The 20,611-nt window shown below is 68.4% G+C and carries 20 protein-coding genes and 2 pseudogenes; 13 read left to right on the top strand and 9 right to left on the bottom strand.

The features are described from left to right. The first annotated feature begins 1 nt into the window (after window position 1). From ACTJJ4_RS07315 to ACTJJ4_RS07300, 4 genes are read left to right on the top strand one after another with little or no spacing between them, the layout of a single operon-like run. Window positions 2–1,192, top strand: a complete 1,191-nt coding sequence (locus tag ACTJJ4_RS07315; RefSeq protein ID WP_440942654.1) for a sensor histidine kinase — start codon at window positions 2–4, stop codon at window positions 1,190–1,192. After that, complete coding sequence (locus tag ACTJJ4_RS07310; RefSeq protein ID WP_440942653.1) at window positions 1,189–1,917, top strand: LytR/AlgR family response regulator transcription factor; 729 nt, start codon at window positions 1,189–1,191, stop codon at window positions 1,915–1,917. The genes ACTJJ4_RS07315 and ACTJJ4_RS07310 overlap by 4 nt, the downstream gene beginning before the upstream one ends. After that, window positions 1,914–2,330 (top strand): heavy metal transporter, encoded by a 417-nt coding sequence (locus ACTJJ4_RS07305; protein ID WP_440942652.1) that lies wholly within the window; start codon window positions 1,914–1,916, stop codon window positions 2,328–2,330. Before ACTJJ4_RS07310 ends, ACTJJ4_RS07305 begins: the two co-directional genes overlap by 4 nt. Continuing rightward, window positions 2,327–3,799, top strand: coding sequence for a sodium/solute symporter (locus ACTJJ4_RS07300; RefSeq protein WP_440942651.1), 1,473 nt, complete (start codon window positions 2,327–2,329; stop codon window positions 3,797–3,799). The genes ACTJJ4_RS07305 and ACTJJ4_RS07300 overlap by 4 nt, the downstream gene beginning before the upstream one ends. A 40-nt stretch (window positions 3,800–3,839) precedes the next feature. Here the strand turns inward: ACTJJ4_RS07300 and ACTJJ4_RS07295 are convergent, their stop codons facing one another. Further along, on the bottom strand, window positions 3,840–4,019 hold the full coding sequence (locus tag ACTJJ4_RS07295; RefSeq protein ID WP_440942650.1) for a hypothetical protein: 180 nt from the start codon (window positions 4,017–4,019) through the stop codon (window positions 3,840–3,842). 393 nt (window positions 4,020–4,412) lie between these two features. Between ACTJJ4_RS07295 and ACTJJ4_RS07290 the strand changes: the two genes are divergently transcribed. Further along, window positions 4,413–4,679, top strand: coding sequence for a hypothetical protein (locus ACTJJ4_RS07290; protein ID WP_440942649.1), 267 nt, complete (start codon window positions 4,413–4,415; stop codon window positions 4,677–4,679). On the opposite strand, the pseudogene ACTJJ4_RS07285 reads toward ACTJJ4_RS07290, so the two are convergent. Next, window positions 4,673–5,665: pseudogene (locus ACTJJ4_RS07285) on the bottom strand (acyltransferase family protein); the annotation flags it as partial. The gene ACTJJ4_RS07290 and the pseudogene ACTJJ4_RS07285 sit on opposite strands and share 7 nt — an antisense overlap. A 57-nt stretch (window positions 5,666–5,722) precedes the next feature. Between ACTJJ4_RS07285 and truA the strand changes: the two are divergent. Then, complete coding sequence (gene truA, locus ACTJJ4_RS07280; protein ID WP_440942648.1) at window positions 5,723–6,586, top strand: tRNA pseudouridine(38-40) synthase TruA; 864 nt, start codon at window positions 5,723–5,725, stop codon at window positions 6,584–6,586. Window positions 6,587–6,699: 113 nt separating this feature from the next. Then, window positions 6,700–7,368: an endonuclease/exonuclease/phosphatase family protein gene (locus ACTJJ4_RS07275; RefSeq protein ID WP_440942647.1), complete on the top strand. Its 669-nt coding sequence runs from the start codon at window positions 6,700–6,702 to the stop codon at window positions 7,366–7,368. Between the two features lie 6 nt (window positions 7,369–7,374). On the opposite strand, the gene ACTJJ4_RS07270 is transcribed toward ACTJJ4_RS07275, so the two are convergent. From ACTJJ4_RS07270 to rfbA, 3 genes are read right to left on the bottom strand one after another with little or no spacing between them, the layout of a single operon-like run. After that, window positions 7,375–8,793 carry a sugar nucleotide-binding protein gene (locus ACTJJ4_RS07270; protein ID WP_440942646.1) on the bottom strand — a complete coding sequence of 473 codons (1,419 nt, stop codon included), beginning with the start codon at window positions 8,791–8,793 and terminating at the stop codon, window positions 7,375–7,377. Beyond that, entirely contained in the window at window positions 8,790–9,788 is a 999-nt protein-coding gene (rfbB, locus tag ACTJJ4_RS07265) for a dTDP-glucose 4,6-dehydratase (RefSeq protein WP_440942645.1), read from the bottom strand. The genes ACTJJ4_RS07270 and rfbB overlap by 4 nt, the downstream gene beginning before the upstream one ends. Continuing rightward, complete coding sequence (gene rfbA, locus ACTJJ4_RS07260) at window positions 9,788–10,657, bottom strand: glucose-1-phosphate thymidylyltransferase RfbA (RefSeq protein ID WP_440942644.1); 870 nt, start codon at window positions 10,655–10,657, stop codon at window positions 9,788–9,790. The genes rfbB and rfbA overlap by 1 nt, the downstream gene beginning before the upstream one ends. A 93-nt stretch (window positions 10,658–10,750) precedes the next feature. Between rfbA and ACTJJ4_RS07255 the strand changes: the two genes are divergently transcribed. The 5 genes from ACTJJ4_RS07255 (at window position 10,751) to ACTJJ4_RS07235 (ending at window position 15,944) form a co-directional block, all read left to right on the top strand. Further along, a complete protein-coding gene (locus ACTJJ4_RS07255; RefSeq protein WP_440942643.1) occupies window positions 10,751–12,691 on the top strand; it encodes a DUF4012 domain-containing protein in 1,941 nt (646 codons plus the stop codon). A 184-nt stretch (window positions 12,692–12,875) separates the two neighbouring features. Then, on the top strand, window positions 12,876–13,322 hold the full coding sequence (gene rplM, locus ACTJJ4_RS07250; protein ID WP_285634871.1) for a 50S ribosomal protein L13: 447 nt from the start codon (window positions 12,876–12,878) through the stop codon (window positions 13,320–13,322). Between the two features lie 29 nt (window positions 13,323–13,351). Then, window positions 13,352–13,837, top strand: a complete 486-nt coding sequence (rpsI, locus tag ACTJJ4_RS07245) for a 30S ribosomal protein S9 (protein ID WP_285634868.1) — start codon at window positions 13,352–13,354, stop codon at window positions 13,835–13,837. Window positions 13,838–13,854: 17 nt separating this feature from the next. Then, a complete protein-coding gene (gene glmM / locus ACTJJ4_RS07240) occupies window positions 13,855–15,216 on the top strand; it encodes a phosphoglucosamine mutase (RefSeq protein WP_440942642.1) in 1,362 nt (453 codons plus the stop codon). 74 nt (window positions 15,217–15,290) lie between these two features. Continuing rightward, window positions 15,291–15,944 (top strand): VanZ family protein, encoded by a 654-nt coding sequence (locus ACTJJ4_RS07235; RefSeq protein ID WP_440942641.1) that lies wholly within the window; start codon window positions 15,291–15,293, stop codon window positions 15,942–15,944. Window positions 15,945–15,951: 7 nt separating this feature from the next. On the opposite strand, the gene ACTJJ4_RS07230 is transcribed toward ACTJJ4_RS07235, so the two are convergent. The 3 genes from ACTJJ4_RS07230 to ACTJJ4_RS07220 all read right to left on the bottom strand — a co-directional run bounded on the left by ACTJJ4_RS07230 (window position 15,952) and on the right by ACTJJ4_RS07220 (window position 19,736). Continuing rightward, window positions 15,952–17,172 carry a heparan-alpha-glucosaminide N-acetyltransferase domain-containing protein gene (locus ACTJJ4_RS07230; protein ID WP_440942640.1) on the bottom strand — a complete coding sequence of 407 codons (1,221 nt, stop codon included), beginning with the start codon at window positions 17,170–17,172 and terminating at the stop codon, window positions 15,952–15,954. Between the two features lie 256 nt (window positions 17,173–17,428). Continuing rightward, window positions 17,429–17,866 carry a hypothetical protein gene (locus ACTJJ4_RS07225; RefSeq protein WP_440942639.1) on the bottom strand — a complete coding sequence of 146 codons (438 nt, stop codon included), beginning with the start codon at window positions 17,864–17,866 and terminating at the stop codon, window positions 17,429–17,431. 481 nt (window positions 17,867–18,347) lie between these two features. Continuing rightward, window positions 18,348–19,736 carry a sugar transferase gene (locus ACTJJ4_RS07220; protein ID WP_440942638.1) on the bottom strand — a complete coding sequence of 463 codons (1,389 nt, stop codon included), beginning with the start codon at window positions 19,734–19,736 and terminating at the stop codon, window positions 18,348–18,350. Window positions 19,737–20,068: 332 nt separating this feature from the next. Between ACTJJ4_RS07220 and ACTJJ4_RS07215 the strand changes: the two genes are divergently transcribed. Beyond that, on the top strand, window positions 20,069–20,365 hold the full coding sequence (locus ACTJJ4_RS07215; protein WP_440942637.1) for a hypothetical protein: 297 nt from the start codon (window positions 20,069–20,071) through the stop codon (window positions 20,363–20,365). Here ACTJJ4_RS07215 and ACTJJ4_RS07210 read toward each other — a convergent pair. After that, window positions 20,337–20,552: pseudogene (locus ACTJJ4_RS07210) on the bottom strand (GDP-mannose 4,6-dehydratase); the annotation flags it as partial. The gene ACTJJ4_RS07215 and the pseudogene ACTJJ4_RS07210 overlap by 29 nt on opposite strands. Window positions 20,553–20,611 lie beyond the last annotated feature (59 nt).

The following is a 20,611-nucleotide window of genomic DNA, read 5'->3' as shown; positions in this document are numbered from 1 at the left end:
CATGACCGACCAGGTACTGCTTTCGGGCGGGCTGGGAGCGGCGATCGGGGGGCTGCTGACACTCGTACTGCTGTGGGCGCGACGCTTCGCGCGAGGATCCCGAGATCTCGGCGGAGAGGCCGAGCGGGCCACGAGCCGCACGCTTCACCTCGCGGGCCTCGCCGCCGCCGAGCTTCGCGCCGATCAGGGCCCTGAGCTCGTGCGCGCGGCCCGGCATCTGCGGAATCTCCTCGGTGTGCACGCCGTCGCGTTCGTGGCGCCCGACGGATCCGTCGCCACCGACGGAGCCGTCGCAGGGCTGGAGACGGCGTCACGGGAGATCGCCGCACGCGTGCAGGAGACCGGCCGGAGGCAGGTGTTCCCCGGGACCGGAGCCCAGGATCGGACGTCGCTGGAGGCGGTGGGCGCCCCGATGACCGTGGACGGCGAGAGCCGCGGCATCCTGATCGCCTACTCCGACCAGGTGCGCGGACGGCTGGTGCGGGCCACAGGCCAGGTCGCGGAGTGGTGCGCCGCTCAGATCGCGCTGACGGAGCTGGAGGCCTCGCGGGCCAGCCTCGCCGAGGCCGAGCTGCGGGCCCTGCGCGCGCAGATCAGCCCGCATTTCATCTATAACTCACTGGCCGCGATCGCCTCGTTCATCACCACCGATCCCGAACGGGCCAGAACGCTCGTGCTCGACTTCGCCGACTTCACCCGGTACTCGTTCCGCAAGAAGGGCGAGTTCGCGACCCTCGCGCAGGAACTGGGCAGCATCCGCAACTACCTCGAACTCGAGCGGGCGCGGTTCGGCGACAGGCTGGACGTGCAGCTGCGCATCGCCCCGGAGACCCTCTCGACCGTGATCCCGTTCCTGTCGGTGCAGCCGCTGGTCGAGAACGCGGTCCGGCACGGGCTCGAGCCTCTCGCATCCGGTGGCCGGATCATCATCGCCGCCGCCGACGAGAGCACGCACACCGAGGTCTCGGTCGAGGACGACGGAGCCGGCATGGATCCCGCCGCGGTCCGGCGCGCGCTCGCCGAGGACAGCGCGCAGGGCGCGCATGTCGGGCTGCGCAACGTCGACACGCGACTGCGCCGGCTGTACGGGCCCGAGGGCGGACTGATCATCGAGACGAATCTCGACGCGGGGACGCTGGTGCGGATGCGGATCCCGAAGTCGCAGCCGCTGCACGAGACGGAGGAGCGATGATCATCGACGTGCTGGTCGCGGACGACGAGCCGCCGGCGCTCGCCGAGCTCGTGGCGCTGCTGGAGGCGGATGCCAGGATCGGCGCCATCCACGCGGCGTCCACCGGCGCCGATGCGCTGCGGATGCTCTCGAGCGAGGCGGTCGAGGCCGTCTTCCTCGACATCCATATGCCCGGAGTCGACGGGTTCGATCTCGCGCGGGCGCTGGGGCGGTTCGCGCAGCGACCTGCTCTCGTGTTCGTCACCGCCGACGACGCCGGGGCTGTGACGGCCTTCGATCTGGATGCGCTCGACTACGTGCTCAAGCCCGTCCGTCCCGAACGCCTGCGTCGCGCGATCGACCGGGTGTTCGCCGACGCACGAGCCAAGGAGGCCGCCGACGACGTCGACACCGGGACGGTGGCGGTCCCGGTCGGGCAGTCGGTGCGGCTGGTGCGCCGTGCCGACGTACGCTGGGTGAAGGCGGAGGGCGACTACTCGCGACTGTGGACGGAGACGGGCGACACGCACCTCGTGCGCATCCCGATCTCCGAGCTCGAGGAGCGCTGGGAGGCCGCGGGCTTCGTGCGCATCCACCGCTCGTACCTCGTCCAGGCGGACGCGATCACGGGAGTGCGACTGACCGGCCCGTTGCCGGTGGTGGAGCTGCCCGAGGTCGAGCTGCCGGTCAGCCGGCGCCTCATCCCCGCGGTGCGGAGCCGACTCGTGAAGGCGGACAGCAGATGAGCCACAGCGACGGCGGTCGTCCGGCACGGGTGCGGGTCTCGTTCCAGGCTCCGGCCAGTTCTGCCGAGGCCGCGCGGGCGTCCAGCGGCGCGGCACCTGCGGTGCGTCCGGTGCGCGAGGCCGAGTCGGTGTTCCTCACCGACCTGATGCGCGCGCAGCTGCGCCTGGCCGGCGCCTGCCTGATCGGGTTCGTGCTGGTCTCGCTCACGCTCACCGTCGCGATCATGATCATCGCGAACACGATCGATCCGCCGGTCTTCGGGGTGCCGCTGTCGTGGCTGCTGCAGGCCTATGCGTACTATCCGATCATCCTGGGCTTCGCGGTGGTGTTCGCCCGCAACGCGGCGCGCAACGAGCGCCGGTTCCGGATGCTCGCGGACTCGGACTCCGTGCAGGGCGGTGCCGACGGATGAGTGTGGTCCTCGACCTCTCGGCGTTCGCGCTCGTGCTCGTGGCCACCGTCGTGCTGGCGGTGATGGGCGTGCGGATGAGCCGCACCACGAGCGACTTCTTCGTGGCATCCCGCAGCGCCCGGCCGGTGTGGAACGCATCCGCGATCAGCGGCGAGTATCTCAGCGCGGGCACGTTCCTGGGGCTCGCGGGGCTCGTGCTGCTGGTCGGATCGGACGGGTTCTGGTTCCCGATCGGGTACGCGGCCGGATATCTGCTGCTGCTGCTGTTCGTCGCGGCGCCGCTGCGGCGCAGCGGCGCGTACACGATCCCGGACTTCGTGGAGGCTCGGCTGGAGTCGCGCACGGTGCGCCGGGTGACGAGTCTGCTGGTGCTGGTGATCGGCTGGCTGTACATCGTTCCGCAGCTGCACGGGGCGTCACTGACGCTGGGTGTCGTGGCGGATCTGCCGCCCTGGGTCGGCGCCGTCGTCGTCGCCGTGGTGGTGTCCGGCATCGTCGCGGCCGGTGGCATGCGCGCGATCACGGTCGTGCAGGCCATGCACTACTGGGTCAAGCTCAGTGCACTGGCCATTCCGGCGGTGCTCATGCTGATCGTGCTGTCGGGGCGGGAGCCGTCATCCGACCCGATGGTCGCCTTCCCCGCGGAGCTGGGGCCGGTGGCGGCGGATCCCTATTCCACGGCATCCCTCATGATCGCGCTGCTGCTCGGCACGATCGGCCTCCCGCACGTGCTGGTGCGTTTCTACACCAGCCCCGACGGGGCATCTGCTCGGCGGACGACGGTGCTGGTCGTCGCGATGATCGGCCTGTTCTACGCGGTGTCGGGCACGCTCGGGCTGATCGCGCGCGTCGCGGCACCCGACCTGGCGCTGCCGGGGGTGGCCGACACGGTCGTGCTGGCGCTGCCCGCCCGGCTGCTGCCCGAGCCGCTCGGCACCATCGTCACGGCGATCGTCGTCGCCGGCGCCTTCGCGGCGTTCCTGGCGACCTCGTCGGGCCTGGTCGTGTCCCTTGCGGGCGTGATCAGCCAGGACCTCTTCGACGGGTCTGTGCGGTCGTTCCGGCTTTCGGCCGTGCTGTGCGTCGTCGCGCCGCTGATCGTGGCGCTGCTGACCGGGCCGGAGGCCCTGGTGTCGAGCGTCGGCACGGTGTTCCTGGTGGCGGCGACCAGCCTGACTCCGGTCATCCTGCTCGGCGTGTGGTGGCGCGGCCTGACCGCTCGAGGAGCACTCGCGGGGATGCTGGTGGGTGCGCTCACCGTGGGCGCGTCGCTGATCGCGTCGATCGCGCTGGACCCGCAGGCGCGGGCCGCGGCTTCCTGGATCGTGCAGCCCGCGGCGTGGGCGATCCCGCTGGTCGTCGTGGTGATCGTGCTGGTCTCGCGGTGGGACCGGCGGCGGATCCCGGGCCGCGCCGAGTGGTACCTCACCCGCCTGCACCTGCCGGAGCGCAGCGGCGACGTCGGCTGAGACCATTGCGCGCTCAGACGGGCTCCCCGGCACCCGCCCGCTACTGGACCGGTTCGGGTGTGATGCGCGGCCTGGCGGCGCGCTCGGCCTCGGCGTCGCGGATGCCGTTCTCGACGACCTCGGCGAAGATGCGCCCGCCGTCGTCGCCGGGGTGGATGCGGTCGCCGGCGAGCAGATCCTCGTGCGGGGCGATGGCGCCGGCCCAATCGGCGACGACCACGCCGGGGCGGCCTGCGGCTCATGGTTCACCCCGGGGATCCAGTCGCGCGGGGCGTAGGCGTTCACGAGCACGAGGTCACGGTTGCGCCCGACGGTGTCGGCGATCTTCTGCAGCACATCCTCGTCGACGGAGCCGTTCGTCCCGAGCGCCACGACCACGTGCTCGCGCAGATTCCCGGAGGCCTCGAGCGCGTCGATGATCCGCGGCCCCGCCCAGACCGAGCGCGACACCTTGGCATCCACCTCTATGCCGGGGAACTGCTGCTGCAGGGCCGGAGCGGATGCCAGCATCACCGAGTCGCCGACGGCGGTCACATCGGTGCCCGCGATCACGGCGGGCGTCGTGGGCGCGGGAGTCGGCGCGGCCTTATTCAGGGCCTCCTGACCGGCGCGGATGGCCATCTCGGAGCTCGTCATCGGCGGTGCGCTCGCGACCGCGGCAGTCGTGCCGCCCAGCGCGAGCACACCCACCAGCACGTTCGTCAGCATGGCGAGCCTGCTGACCGGCCCGCGTGCGAAGCGAGACCGCACGGCGCGCAGCGAGCGGCGGAATCCGAGCCGCCGCAGCGGCGTCTCCACGACGCGGAACGACACGGCCGCAGCCGTCACCGACAGCACCAGGGCAGTGCAGCCCGCCCAGACCGGCACGCGGGCGAGCTGACCGGAGACACCCAGGTCGCTCGCGGCGGAGACGAGCACGAGCACAGGCCAGTGCCACAGGTAGACGCCGTACGAACGGTCGCCGATCCAGCGCAGCGGTTGCGCATCGATGGCGCGGCCGAACCACGACCCGGGCATGACGCCCGCGAACACGGCGAGCACCGTCCCCGCGGATGCCAGCAGGAGAGTCCCCGGGAATCCTGCTCCTGCCGGTTCCGACGGCTGGAACGCGGCGAAGACGACAAGACCGACCCCGACCAGCCCGAGCAGCACGCCACCTGCGCGGACGCTGCGGCGCAGCATCCAGTCCCTCTCCGGCATGCCGCGGATGCCGAACGCCAGAGCGATGCCGAGCAGCAGCCCGAACGCGTGCGAGTCGGTGCCGAAGTACGCGCGCGTGACGGTCCCGGACGAGACCAGCACCGACATCCACCACGCGGAAGCGCCGGCCGCGACCACCGCGAACGCGACGAGCGCCCAGCGCACCCGCAGCACGACCAGCAGCAGAGGGAGGAGCAGCGGCCAGAGCAGGTAGAACTGCTCCTCGACGGCGAGCGACCACACGTTGCGGAACAGCTCCGGCTCGGTCGCGGTGAAGTAGTCCGAGCCGCCCGCGAGAGCCACCCAGTTGTAGCTGAACGTCGAGGCACCCAGCAGCTGCCGACCGATGCCGACCAGCACGTCGCCGCCGATCATCCAGGCGACGGTCGCGCACACCGTGAGCATCACGGCCAGCGCGGGCAGCAGCCGGCGGGCCCTGCGGCGCCAGAAGTCCAGCAGGCGGTGCCGCAGGGGATGCCGCGTCGGCCGCAGCGTGAGCGAGGTGATCAGGAATCCGCTCACCACGAAGAAGACGTCCACGCCGACCAGCCCATTGCGCAGACCGAGCCCGGGGAACAGGTGGTAGATCAGCACCAGTCCGACGGCGATCGCGCGGAGCCCGTCGAGCCCCGAGTACCGCGGCAGGTGGGGCGAAGACGGGGACATCACAGCTGAGGAGGGCGCATTTCGAAGGAGGGGGAGGCTCCAGTTTAGGCTGGACGGGTGCGCATTCGCCTGGACATCGCCTACGACGGCACCCATTTCCGCGGGTGGGCGAAGCAGCCCGGCCTGCGCACCGTGCAGGGTGTGCTCGAGGCGGCGCTGGCGCGCATCGTCGGGTCCGACGTGCAGTTCGTGGTCGCCGGGCGGACGGATGCCGGGGTGCACGCCTCCGACCAGGTGGCGCACGTCGATCTCGACGAGGAGCAGTGGTCGCGGGTCACCGCGCGGCACGGACGTGCGGCGGATGATCCGGCCGGGTCGCTCGCGCATCGCATCCGCGGGGTCCTGGGTCAGTACCCCGACGTGACCGTCACCCGCACGACCCTTGCGCCCGAGGGCTTCGACGCCCGGTTCTCGGCGGTGTGGCGCCGATACCGGTACCGGCTCGCGGACACGACCGTCGGCTACGACCCGATGCGCCGCAACGACACCACCACGATCCGCGCTGCGCTGGACGCGGATGCCATGGATGCCGCCGCCCGCACCCTGATCGGGCTGCATGACTTCGCGGCGTACTGCAAGCCGCGCGAGGAGGCGACGACCATCCGCACCCTGCTGGACTACCGCTGGGCCCGGGATGCAGAGGGCGTGCTGGTCGCCGATGTGAAGGCCGACGCGTTCTGCCACAGCATGGTGCGCGCCCTCGTCGGCGCCTGCGCGGCCGTGGGGGAGGGCAAGCTGTCCGTCGACGATGTCGTGCGGCTGCGCGACGAGCTGACCCGCACGAGCGCGTTCAAGGTGCTCCCCGCACGCGGCCTGACGCTCGCCGAGGTCGGCTATCCGGCCGATGAGCTGCTGGCGGCCCGGGCTGAGCAGACCCGCGCCCGCCGCGATCGGGACGGAGACGACGCGGAGGATGCGTGAACCGCGACGCATGCCGGGCGACGTCTCGGGCGAGGACGACGAGCACGCATAACCGGCCGCTCACGCCATTTCAACCCCACGACGCGTTCAGCGTGCGGCGGTAACCTCATCGCATGAGGCTCATCTCGTACAACCTGCGCAAGCATCGGGCGGCATCCGAGCTGGTGGCGCTGGTCGGCCGACATGACCCCGACATCCTGTGCCTGCAGGAGTGCGACACGGCGGCGCTGCCCGAATCGATCGACGGGCTCTCGCTGGTGAGGGCCACCAGCGGCAACCGGCTGGGCCTGGCGATGTACCTGCGCAGCAACCAGTTCCGGGTGGAGCGGGTGCGCACGATCGGCCTGAAGAAGTCCCTGCACGACCGCGTGCTCAAGCCCGCCGAGGAGCGGGTGCTCGGGGCGCTCCTCACGAACATCGACACCGGGCGACAGCTGATCGTGGCATCCTTCCATGCGGCCCCGCTGACCGCACTGAACTCGCTGCGCCGCAACCAGATCCGCGCCGGGCTCGACGCGCTGCAGGCACTCGCCCCGGGCAAGCCCGTGCTGATGGTCGGCGACTACAACTACCCGGTGTTCAAGGAGAACCTCGGGCAGACGGTGCGCGAGCACGGCTACCGACTCACCCTCAGCGACGACCGCACCTACACGCGGTACCGCGTGTTCCGCGGGCACTACGACTTCGCGACATCGAACGGCTTCGACATCGCCGACATCACCACGCTCCCGCAGGGCACCAGCGACCACCGCCCGATCCTGATCACGGCTGAGGCCGCGTAGCGGGTCTCAGTCGTGTGAACGGAGGTAGTGCGCCAGGCCGGTTGCACCGTCCTGTGGGATGAAGCCGGCCGCCTCGATCTTCGAGAGGTCGAGCACGCTGTTGCGTGGGCGCGGCGCCACCGGGGCGGTCGCGGATGCGAAGTACTCGGCCGTGCTGACGGGGGTGATGCTCGCCGGATCGTGTCCTGTCAGACGGTAGACGTCTCGGGCGATATCGGCCCAGGTGCGCGCGGGACCGCTGCCGGTCAGGTTGTATGTGCCGAACGCCGCACCGGAGTCGAGCAGGTGGCGGATGCCGCGGGCGATGTCGTCCGTGAAGGTGAGCCGACCGGTCTGGTCGTCGACGACCTTCGGGGTGATCCCGCGCTCGGCCAAGGAGGCCATCGTGCGGACGAAGTTGGCGCCGTCGCCGATGACCCAGGACGTGCGGATGACGTAGTGCCGGGGTGCGGTGGCGATGGCGAGGTCGCCGGCGGCTTTGGTCTGCCCGTAGACGCTGAGGGGGCTGAGGGCGTCCGTCTCGAGGTAGGGGAGAGCGGATGCCCCGTCGAAGACGTAGTCGCTGGAGACATGCACGATCGTGATGCCATGCTCGGTCGCGATGCGGGCAAGTGCGGCGGGTGCTGCGGCGTTCACGGCCCAGGCATCCGCTCTGCCTTCGGGGGTCTCAGCTGCGTCGACGGCGGTGTAGGCGGCGGCGTTGATGATGGTGCCGTAGTCGCGCCAGCGGCGTGCGGTGCCGAGGTCGGACGAGGTGAGGTCGAGGGAAGCCCGGGTGGCGTACTCCACGTGAGGGGCGTCGCCGTATTCTGCGCGCAGCGCCCGGCCGAGTTGCCCATTCGCGCCCAGGATGAGGGTCCGGCGTGGCGGGATCGGGGTGACGTCTGCCAGCCGGGGGTGGGCACGGTCCTTGTCGGAGAGCTCCGCCTTGTCGAGAGGGATCGGCCAGTCGATCGCGGCCGTCTCGTCGGCGAGGTTCAGGAAGGCATACTCCGCGTCAGGCGACCAGTGGTCGTTGACGAGGTAGACGTAGGCGGTTTCGGGCTCGAGCGTCTGATAGGCGTTGCCCACGCCGCGAGGGACGAAGATCGCCTTCGAAGGATCCAGTTCCGTGGTGAACACCGCGCCGAACGTCGGGCCCTCGCGCAGGTCGACCCAGGCGCCGAAGATGCGTCCGGTCGCGAGGGAGACGAACTTGTCCCAGGGTTCTGCGTGGATGCCGCGCGTGGTTCCGACGTCGTCGTTAAAGGAGATGTTGTTCTGCACCGGTCCGAGATCCGGAAGTCCGGCGGCGATCATCTTCTCGCGCTGCCAGTTCTCCTTGAACCATCCCCGGCTGTCGCCGTGCACAGGCAGGTCGAAGACCACGAGCCCGGGAATCGTCGTCTCCGTGCGGACCAGCTTCTTGCCGAACTCGATGCTCATTGTCCCTTGCCCGCGTAGAACGCCTCCGTGCTGTCCTTGGACGGGGTCCACCAGGCTTCGTTGGCCCGGTACCAGTCGATGGTCGCGGCCAGGCCGGCTTCGAAGTCGGCGTACTGCGGCATCCAGCCGAGCTCGGTCCGGAGCTTGGTGGAGTCGATCGCGTAACGCAGGTCGTGCCCGGCACGGTCGGTCACGTGGTCGTAGGCATCCGGATCCTGGCCCATCAACTCCAGGATCAGCTCGACGACGGACTTGTTGTCCTTCTCGCCGTCCGCTCCGATCAGGTAGGTCTCGCCGATTCGTCCCCTCTCGAGGATGGTGAGCACGGCCGAGGAGTGGTCATCGGCGTGGATCCAGTCGCGCACGTTCTGGCCTGCGCCGTAGAGCTTGGGCCGGATGCCGCGAATGACGTTCGTGATCTGACGTGGGATGAACTTCTCCACGTGCTGGTAGGGCCCGTAGTTGTTGGAGCAGTTCGAGATCGTGGCCTGCACGCCGAAGGAGCGCACCCAGGCGCGCACGAGCAGGTCAGAACCGGCCTTCGTAGACGAGTACGGCGACGAAGGGTTGTACGGGGTGCTCTCGGTGAACTTCTCCGGATCATCGAGCTCCAGGTCGCCGTACACCTCGTCGGTCGAGATGTGGTGCAGCCTCGTGCCATGCCGGCGCGCAGCCTCCAGCAGCGTGTAGGTGCCGATGATGTTCGTGTCCAAGAAAGGCCGAGGGTCGTGCAGCGAATTGTCGTTGTGCGACTCGGCGGCGTAGTGCACCACAGCATCCGCGTCCGCGAACAGTCCGTCGACGAGACCGGCATCCGCGATGTCGCCCTGCACGAACTCCACCCGGTCGGCGGGCAGCCCCTCCAAGGACGCGCGGTTGCCCGCGTACGTGAGCTTGTCCAGCACCGTCACGTGATGATCGGTGTGCGCCACGACGTGGTGCACGAAGTTCGATCCGATGAATCCGGCGCCACCGGTAACCAGCAGACGCGACATCAGCGTCCCCTCTCCAGGATCTCGAGCAGGTACGTCCCGTACCCCGACTTGACCAGCTTCTCGGCGCGCTCGCGCAGTTCGACGTCCGAGAGGAATCCCTGCCGCCAGGCGACCTCCTCCGGGGCACCGATCTTCATGCCCGTGCGGCGCTCCATCGTGCGCACATACTCCGTGGCATCCGTCATCTGATCGAAGGTCCCGGTGTCCAGCCAAGCGGTGCCACGCGGGAGCACCTCCACCTGGAGCTTTCCGCGCTCGAGATACGCACGGTTCACGTCAGTGATCTCGTACTCTCCGCGGGCGGATGGCTTCAGGTTGCGGGCGATCTCGACGACGTCGTTGTCGTAGAAGTACAGGCCGGGCACGGCGTAGTTGCTCTTCGGCTGTGTCGGTTTCTCCTCCAGAGACACCGCCCGTCCCGCGGCATCGAACTCCACCACGCCGTACGCCTGCGGCTCCGACACCCAATAGGCGAACACCGCCCCGCCGTCCACGTCGGCGAACCGCTTCAGCTGCGTGCCGAGCCCAGGACCATAGAGCAGGTTGTCGCCGAGCACCAGCGCAACGGAGTCGTCGCCGATGAAGTCCGCACCGATCGTGAACGCCTGTGCCAGGCCGTCGGGCGACGGCTGCTGCGCGAACGTGATCCGCACGCCGAACTGGGATCCGTCGCCGAGCAGGCGCTCGAAATGAGCGGCATCGTGCGGTGTGGTGATCACAAGGATGTCTTCGATGCCCGCCAGCATCAGCGTCGACAACGGGTAGTACACCATCGGCTTGTCGTACACCGGCACGAGCTGCTTCGACACGCCCAGCGTGATCGGATGCAGACGCGTCCCCGAACCCCCAGCGAGAATGATCCCCTTCATGCGTCCATCGTGGCATAGTGCCGGTTCCTCGCACTGTGTTCCGACCATCGGAGGATCCGGGGCGAAGCCCCAGGCATACTCAGTATCCTGAGGGTGCGTGCCGACTGGGTGGCGCGCGTCGAGGCGACCGAGGGGGCTGCCATCACCGATTCGAACGCACCGCGCAGCCGACGCGAGCGACGCTATGACGGGTCCATCAGCGACCTCGATCCCGACTTCGAGGTGGACGAGTACGTCGAGGGCCCGCGCAAGCGGCGGGTCTGGCCGTGGATCGTGCTGGTCATCTTCCTGTTGCTGATCGCGATCGTCGTGGTCGGCGGCGTTTTCGCGATCCAGGCGCTGAAGGTCAAGGACGACCTGCAGGCTGCGAAGGGCAAGATCTCTGCGGTCGTGCCGCTCATGAAGAAGGGCGACACCGCGGGCGTCGAGGCGCTCAGCAAGCAAGTGCTCAAGCTCACCAGCGACGCCGACAAGATCGTGGCCGGTCCGCTGTGGGACATCGCGAGCATCGTGCCGGGCGTCGGTGCGAACGTCGTCGCCGTCAGCGAGACCACCAAGGCGACGCACATCCTGGTGCGCGACGCCCTGCCGCTGGCATCCTCACTGCTCCCGCTGGCCGACCCGGCGAACTTCAAGGTCGAGGGCGGCGGCATCAACCTCGCGCCGTTCCGCGCCGCCGAGCCGAAGCTGCCGCAGCTGAGCGCGATCTTCGACAACGCGAAGACGCACATCGACAGGATCGACATGAAGGCGATCCACCCGTACATCAAGTCGAACATCAGCCAGATCGTCGACATCGTCGACACGGCCGCACCCACCCTCTCGTTCGCGCAGGAGAACCTGCCCGTGCTGCTGTCGACCCTCGGTGCCGACGGCCCGCGCAACTACGCGCTGCTGTTCCAGAACAACGCCGAGATCCGTGCGACGGGCGGCAACCCCGGTGCGGGCGCTGTCCTCACCGTCGACAACGGCAAGGTCACGATGCGTCAGGACCAGGCGGCGCTGAACTTCGTGCTGCTCGGCCCGAAGGGTCAGTTCCCGCAGCACCTCGCGGATCCCGCGGAGGAGAAGCTGTTCGAGGGCGACACCTGGGCACACTCGCAGAACTACACGCGCACGCCCGACTTCGCGGACACCGCGCACCTGGTCGGCGGCCTGTGGAACCAGACGGTCGGCGGCAAGCTCGACGGCGTCATCTCCATCGACCCCATCACGCTCTCCTACATGCTCCAGGTCGCCGGCCCCGTGCAGGTGCCGGACGAGACCACGCCCGTGGCGGCGGACAATGCCGTGAAGCTGCTGCTCAGCGACACCTACGAGCGCTTCGGGGCGAAGGGCGACTTGGCCGACCTCTACTTCGCGAAGGTCTCGGCGGCCGTGTTCAGCAAGGTCATGAGCGGCGGATGGGATCCGCTGAAGATGGTCGAGCAGCTGCAGAAGGCCACGCACGAGCAGCGCATCTACGCCTGGTTCGCCGACGAGAAGCAGCAGGCGATGGCGACGCAGCTCGGCATCGACGGCAAGATCACCACCGACAACAAGACGGTGACGCAGACCGGCATCTACCTGAACGACTCGTCGCACTCCAAGCTGGAGTACTACCTGTCCAGCAAGATCATGGTGACCTGCTCCGCGGAGAACCGCACGGTGACCACGACGATCGAGATGCACAACTCCGTCCCCACCGCAGACCTGAGTCACTACACGCTCGGCGCGCGGAACAGCCGCTGGGGTCAGCCGCGCACCACCATGATGCTCGATGTCGTCGGCATCGCCCTGCCCGGGGGCAAGCTGGTCGGCTCCTCGCCCGAGAAGGGCGCGCGCAAGGACCAGGAGCGCAGCGGGCTCTACAAGGGGCGCGAGGCGAAGAGCATGCTCATCAACGTGCCGATGGGCGGCTCCAAGACGGTCTCGTTCACGTCGACCGTTCCGGACGACGCCACCAAGCCCCTGCAGGTGCGGTACTCGCCGACCGTGGGCGAGACGCCCGTCACCATCGACGGCTCCTGCGGGTCGATGTTCCCCGCCTCCTGAATTGGGGGAGCGGCGGCGGATGCTGTAAGCTAACCCTTTGGTGCCTGTGCTTCGGCTCGCCGAGACACCGGCACGACGAACGTGAGCCCTCCACTGGCGTGTTCCCGGTCTCGATCAGAGGCAGGAACCACCCCGGAGTGGGATTCACGAACCTCTCCGTTCGATTCAAGAAAGCAGCACTATCGTGACGCGCACTTACACCCCGAAGGCCGGGCAGGTCCAGCGTGACTGGATCGTCATCGACGCCACCGACGTCGTTCTCGGTCGCCTGGCTTCGCACGCCGCCGCAATCCTGCGTGGCAAGCACAAGCCGACCTTCGCTCCCCACGTCGACACCGGCGACTTCGTCGTCATCGTCAACGCCGACAAGGTCGCCCTGACCGGTCAGAAGCTCCTGCAGAAGAAGGCCTACCGTCACTCGGGTTACCCGGGCGGTCTGACGGCCACCTCCTACGCCGAGCTCCTCGAGAAGAACCCGGTTCGCGCCGTGGAGAAGGCCGTCCGCGGCATGCTCCCGAAGAACACCCTGGGCCGCCAGCAGCTCTCGAAGCTGAAGGTGTACGTCGGTGCCGAGCACCCGCACGCCGCTCAGCAGCCCACGCCGTACACCCTCGACCAGGTCGCGCAGTAAGCGCCCCTTAGATTTCAAAGGACATACTCGTGGCTGAAATCCAGGACACCACCGAATTCCCGCAGAACTTCTCGACCGAGACCCCCGAGACCGAGGTCGTGGAGTCCGCTCCTCGCCCCGTGCTCTCCGTGCCGGGTGCGGCCGTGGGCCGTCGCAAGCAGGCCATCGCCCGCGTGCGCCTGGTTCCCGGTTCGGGCACCATCACGATCAACGGTCGCACGATCGAGGACTACTTCCCGAACAAGCTGCACCAGCAGCTGATCAACGACCCGTTCACCGCCCTCAACCTCGTGGGTGCGTACGACGTCATCGCCCGCATCTCGGGTGGCGGCGACTCGGGTCAGGCCGGCGCCCTGCGCCTGGGCATCGCTCGCGCGCTGAACAACATCGACGCCGAGAACAACCGCCCGACCCTCAAGAAGGCAGGCTTCCTGTCTCGTGACGCCCGCGTCATCGAGCGCAAGAAGGCCGGTCTCAAGAAGGCCCGCAAGGCTCCTCAGTACTCCAAGCGCTGATCCGCACAGTCCGTCATATGGCACTGTTCGGTACGGACGGCGTGCGGGGTCTCGCCAATGGCGAGACCCTCACCGCCGGACTTGCGCTCACCCTGGCCCAGGCGACTGCCGTCGTCCTGGGCCAGGGCCGTATTGCCGAGGCTCGCAAGGCCGCAGGCAAGCGTCTCACCGCGGTCGTCGCTCGCGACCCGCGGATCTCCGGTCACTTCCTCAGCGCGGCTGTCGAGGCGGGTCTCGCCTCCTCCGGCGTGGACGTGCTGGATGCTGGCACTCTGCCGACCCCGGCGGCCGCCTTCCTGATCTCGGACATCGACGCCGACTTCGGCGTGATGATCTCGGCATCCCACAACCCGGCTCCCGACAACGGCATCAAGATCTTCGCCCGCGGCGGAGTGAAGCTGCCCGATGAGGTCGAGCAGCGCATCGAAGCGGCGATGGCCGGTCCCATGCTGCAGCCGACCGCCGGTGACGTGGGTCGCGTGCGTCGGTTCGCGGATGCCGAGGACCGCTACGTCCTGCACCTGCTGGGCTCGCTGCCGCACCGGCTCGACGGCATCCACGTTGTGCTCGACTGCGCCAACGGCGCGGCATCCGGAGCATCTCCCGAGGCGTTCCGCACCGCCGGCGCGAAGGTGACGGTCATCGGCGCCGACCCCGACGGCATCAACATCAACGACGGTGTGGGCTCGACCCACCTCGACAAGCTGGCCGCCGAGGTCGTGCGCGTCGGGGCCGACGTGGGCATCGCGCACGACGGCGACGCCGACCGCTGCCTGGCGGTCGACGCCGACGGCAACGTCGTCGACGGCGACCAGATCATGGCGATCCTCGCGGTGGCGATGAAGAGCCGCGGCAAGCTCGCCGACGACACCCTGGTCGCGACCGTGATGAGCAACCTGGGCCTGCACGTCGCCATGCGCGAGCACGGCATCACCGTGCGCCAGACCAGCGTCGGCGACCGCTACGTGCTCGAGGACATGAACGCCGGCGGCTTCTCGCTGGGCGGCGAGCAGTCGGGCCACGTCATCATGCGCGCGTTCGCCACCACAGGCGACGGCGTGCTGACCGGTCTGCACCTGGTGGCCGAGATGGCGCGCCAGAAGAAGTCCCTGGCCGAGCTGGCGTCGATCATGACGGTCTACCCGCAGGTGATGATCAACGTGAAGGGCGTCGACAAGGACGCCGTCTCGGATCACGCTGGTGTGCAGGACGCCGTGAAGGCCGTCGAGACCGAGCTGGGGGACTCCGGCCGCGTGCTGCTGCGCAAGTCAGGCACTGAGCCGCTCGTGCGGGTGATGGTCGAGGCGGCGGATGCCGAGACGGCGAACGCCCACGCCGAGAACCTCGCCGACGTGGTGCGGAAGCACCTGGCACTCTGATGCATTATGCGGCGGCTCACAGGGCCGCCGCATAAGCTCATCCTGGGGATGACGAACCTGGGGAGGGGGAGCAGATGGTCGCACCGCCTTTCGATGGCGCCGCCTTCCCGCCGCCGCCTCCCGCCGCGCCGGCCCGTCCGGCGGGCCTGCCTCCTGTGCATCCGATGGCGATTCCGCCGAGGCCGCCCCTGCCCTCGGCATCCGCGGCACGGCCTGACGGAGCGCAGGCCGACTCGCCGCCGCTGGACGACGAGCTGGTCCCCCTCGGGCTGACGGGGATGTCCGTGGTCGACGCGGATGCTCCCCGGCCACCGGCTCCGCTGTGGCACCGGATCTCCACGTGGGTGGCCGTGTACGGCGTCGTGCTGGCGCTGATCGCGTTCTGGCCGGTCCCTGTCGACTCGGGCTCCGGTGGCTTCCTGCGGTGGGTCACCGCGCACTTCCCGCTGCTCACGTACGCACGGATCGAGTTCGGATCGAACATCCTGCTGTTCGTGCCGTTCGGCGTCGGACTGGCACTGCTGCTGCCGAAGCTGCGGTATCTCGTGCTGCCGTCCGCTCTGCTCGTGTCGCTGGCCATCGAGTCGGGGCAGGCGATCTTCCTCGCCCAGCGCACGCCGAGTCTCTACGACATCCTCGCGAACGTCTCCGGTGCGGCTCTCGGACTCATCGTGCTGGCCGTGTTCGAAGCGGTGCGCAAGCGCGTCACGGGCCCGTCAGAGGACTGATCGACCGTCAGGCCGGAGCCGGTGAGACCTGCACCGAGCGCCGTCGGCTGGACCCGCTCAGCCAGCCGAGCAGGGCCTCGAGCGGACCGCGTCGGTGCAGCAGCGCCAGCACGGCGCCGATCGCGAGCACACCGACCAGCTGCAGGAGCAGGATGCCGAGCCCCTGCGCGTACCAGACCGGCCAGGTCGCCTCGCCGGCCGACACCGCCTGAATCGCCCGTGCCTGCAGCGCTGCGGTGACGACGACGTGCGCGGTGTAGATCGTGAGCGGCGCCGCACCGGCCGCGCGCACCATCGCGAGCGGGAAGCCTCCGCGCAGCGCCAGCACGTCGAACAGCAGCACGAGCAGTCCGATCAGCAGGCAGGCGCCGGCGACCGTGCGGAGCATGTCAGCCGGGTTCCCGCTGTGCGGTGTGGGGATGAGGAGCATCCAGAGGTCGGTGCCGATCGGCGCGCCGTAACCCGAGCTCAGCATCCGCTCGCCGAGGTCGGGGAGCCCGAACCATGCGGGTCGCATGCGCACGATGCGCCCGGCAGCCGTGACTCCCGTGTACACGATCGCTCCGGTGACCAGCATCCGCACGCAGAGCCGGCGCAGCGCATGCCGGTCGGTGATCGAAAGCATGAGCCGGGCCAGCAGGATGCCGGTGAGCATGTACGCGACCCACGTGATGGAGGGGTAGTGTCCGGTGAGCACGAGGTCGAGCAGGAATCTCGGTACGACGTCGGAGAGGCCGGGGGAGGCGGGCAGCGGCGCCAGCCCGGACCGGATGCCGGCGTTGACCGCGCCGCCGAACAGCCAGAGCGCGCCGACGACACCCGCCACGGCCCACGACGGTATAAGCAATGCGGGTGCGGAGAGGATCATCGCCACGCCGTAGGCGGTGAGGACCACGCTGATCGGACCGTTCAGCTGCTCGAGCGCGAACCCGAGCAGGGAGATGAGGATGCCGCGGAGCAGGATGCTGAGCAGCATCCGTCCCGTGGATCGGCCGCGCATGCTGCGGGACAGCAGCACCAGGCTGAACCCGCCGAGCACGGCGAAGGTGGTCGCCGATGTGCTGCTGACTGTCGCCCCGATCAGCTTCGCCGCTGCGTCATCGATCGCGCCGACGCCGGTTCCCGGGCGGACGAGGTGCGCGGCCATCATGCCGAGGATCGCCGCGAAGCGGGCGAGATCGATGCCGACGATGCGGCGCCGGGCGAGGAGGGCATCGGGCGTCGTCATGGCTCTCATCCTGCCAGGTGACGGTGATTCGCTCTTCGAACCAAGGACTCCCGTAATGAAACGCGCCCTGTCGCGTCTCTTCCCTGGGTGCTGCGTGCTCGTAGCTCGGGGGAGCATCGAGCCACTCCCATCCCAGGGGAGAACCCGCGGCCAGTCGGGGGACTCCGCCGCGAGCGCCCGGCGGGGCGCCGATCCCTTAGTCGGCGCCCCGTCTCTCTTCGAGAGGTTGCCGACCGACCCTCGCAATCGCCGTGGGTCAGAGGGTGCCGATCTCCCCGCGGCGCAGCTGGCGCAGCAGTTCCTGTGAAGGGCGCTGCGACCCCGGGAGGGAGGAGACTGGCCGGACCGCCGCGATGCCCGCCACGGTGGGGCGGAGTGTGCCCCGCTCGCGCCGCACGAAGCCGCGCTGCAAGAGCCAGCTCAGGCGACGCTCGAAGCGTGCGTTGCGGAAGAGCCCGAAGATCGGCACGGCGGTGAGGAGCGTCTGCTCGGTGGTGGCGGTCGCAAGGCGCAGTTCGCGTTCCACAAGCACGTTCAGCACGTCCCACATCGGGCTCGGCAGATTCATGCCTAGAGCCGCGCCGCGGCGCAGCTCGCGTTCGATGCTGGCGTCGAAGCTCGCGCGGTGGCTGGCGATGGACGCGCGAGTCGGGGCGTGTGACGGCGCCTCGATGCGTCGGTCGACGATGGTCATACTTTAAGAGAGTGCGCCGCTGGCGTTTCATCACGCGGATGCTCGCTCTGAGACGGTTCCGATGCGCGACAGGATCGGGTGATCTTTGCGACATTGCGTCACGAAGACGTGAGATGCACGTCTCATGAGGTGAGTGTCCACGGTCGGCAGTCGGGGGACTGCGAATCGCTCCCTCCCAGCGGGAGCGGCGGAGGCATGTGGGGAGTGCTCCGCACGGTGGACACCATTGCGGGGCATCAGATCACCCCCCTGGGATCTGGTGCCCCGCTCTCTTGCGTTCGGCGTGATGAAATCGGGTCCTGTGCGTCTCTACTGTGGGTGCTCGGCGATCGAATGCATGGGGAGCTTCGAACCCTCCCATCCCAGAGGGAGACTCGCACGGTCCTCGGGGGGAAGTCCGCTGGAGCGAGCGCCTGATGGGGTGCCGACCATCCCATGGTCGGCACCCCATCTTCACGGGCAGCTTCCGTGCTGTCGGATGTCAGTGGGCCCCGGACGGCTTGACCACGGCTGCGGCCGTACGCGCGACCACGACGATGTCGGTGGTGATCGACCAGTTCTCGACGTAGTAGAGGTCGAGCCGGATGGCGTCGTCCCAGCTCAGGTCCGAGCGGCCGCTGACCTGCCAGAGGCCGGTGATGCCGGGCTTCATGAAGAGCCGGCGGTGGGCGTCCTCGTCGTAGAGGGCGACTTCGGCCTCGCGCTGCGGGCGCGGCCCGACGAGGCTCATCGTGCCGATCAGGGCGTTCGCGAACTGCGGTAGCTCGTCCAGCGAGTACCGGCGGATGAACCGTCCGACGGGCGTGATGCGCGGGTCGTCATTGACCTTGAACAGCGGCTTGTCAGAGGTGCCCTGCTGGTCGAGCAGTGACTTCAACTGGTCGTCTGCGCCGACGACCATGGAGCGGAACTTGAACATCTTGAAAGGCTTGCCGTGCAGACCGATGCGCTCCTGGGCGTAGAAGATCGGTCCCTTGCTGGTGAACTTCACGGCGAGGGCGACGGCGATCATCACGGGGGAGAACAGGATGAGCAGGCCGAGGGAGCCGAAGATGTCGAAGGCGCGCTTGGCGATGCGCTGGCGGCCCTCGAAGCGCGGATACTCCACGTGGATGAGTGGGAGACCGGCGACGGGGCGGGTGTGGATGCGGGGCCCTGCGATGTCGGTGAGTGCCGGGGCGACGATCAGTCCGATGCGCTTCTGGTCGAGAGCCCAGCCGAACTTTCGGGTGCGCTTGGGCGTGATCGCATCGGACGTGGAGAGAATCACGGAGTCGACGTTGTGCGAGTCGATGATGTCGAGGACCTCGTCGAAGTCGCCGAGAACGGGTACGTCCTCGAGCAGTGGCTCCTGCGACCCGTGGGTCGTGACGGCACCGACGATGCGGATGCCGGACTGCGGCTCTCTGACGATCTTGTCCGCGATGTGAGTGGCCTTCTCACGGTCGCCGATCACGATCGCGCGCTGAAGGAAGTGACCCGCATTTCGCTGGTGACGCAGCCAGTTGCGCCAGAGCCATCGAGTGAGGATGAGCAGCAGCAGGCCGGACGGCAGTGCGATCAGCAGATAGAAGCGGCCAAACTGGATCTGGAACAAAAGCGCCAGGATCGCGATGCCGCCGAAGACTCGCATCGTCGCATCGACGATGCGTCGATACTCGGTAGAGCCGCCGTCGAGCACGGACGGCTCGCGCGTGCCGAACATCTGGAGCGCAACCAGCCACCCGAGTACGAACAGGAGTGATGTGACGACATAGCCGACCTCGAAATCGAAGGTGCGATCGCCGATCGTCAGCGGCTCATTGTTGAAGCCGAAACGCAGAAGGTGTGCTCCGAAGACTGCAAGAATTACGACCGCGGTGTCGGTCATCGCAAGGCGAGTTCTGTACCGGCTCTGCTGTCGCTCCACGCGTGTCGTCGCGGATGCCGCGTGTGACATGACGCTCATACTGTTTGCTCACCCATCTTCAGCCGTCCCCAAGGCACAACGCGTTTCCCTCGCACGTCGGTGGTTCGAAGCGGCGACCCCCTCGGCCGGCCTCGCGATGACGCCGCGCAACGGGTGCGCTCGGCATCGCGCTCATTCTCGCACGTCGGCCGGTGGCATGCATATCGCGCAACAGCATGGTCCGCGGCGACACGGATTCGAGAATCCATCAAGATAGGGTGGGCCCAATTGAGGGTCAGGAAACGGAGAGCGGTTTGACCGCGTGGATCTCGATCGGTTTGTCGTCGATCGCTGCGATTTTGGCGGTGTTCGCATGCCGCGATGTCGGCTTTCGAGAGTGGCGGTCGCTGGCGTTCTGGGTCCCTCCGGTGGTCATCATCTGGCCGTCGATCGCTTTGATTCTCGGGGCGCTTCCGACAGCTCCCGGTGCGTTCCACGCCGACGAGGCGCTGTTTGGGTTGCAGGTGATGCCCCTGATCCTGGTCTGCGTGCTACTCGCGGTGCGTGTGGTAGCCGATCGGAATCGGGCTGAATCTGAGACAGGAGCGTGACCAGTCGAGACCCGTCACTCAGATCGCCGTAGTGAAGAAAGAGTCGAGCACTGGCGTCGTGCGGGTCCACATAGAGGTGGTCGATGCGAGAGGTGTTGAACATCGATGCGCGACGGATCAGCCCATGCACCTCGTAGCCCTTGGCAAGCAGCAACTCTGCGAGATATGAGCCGTCTTGGCCGGTGATGCCCGTGACGAGAGCGCGTTTTACTAGTAGCTCCTCTGCACAATGGTCGTTGTCCGAAT

This window comes from Microbacterium sp. 22195, assembly GCF_052056515.1.
Taxonomy (GTDB): Bacteria; Actinomycetota; Actinomycetes; order Actinomycetales; family Microbacteriaceae; genus Microbacterium.
This window is presented reverse-complemented; position numbering and strand designations above follow the sequence as displayed.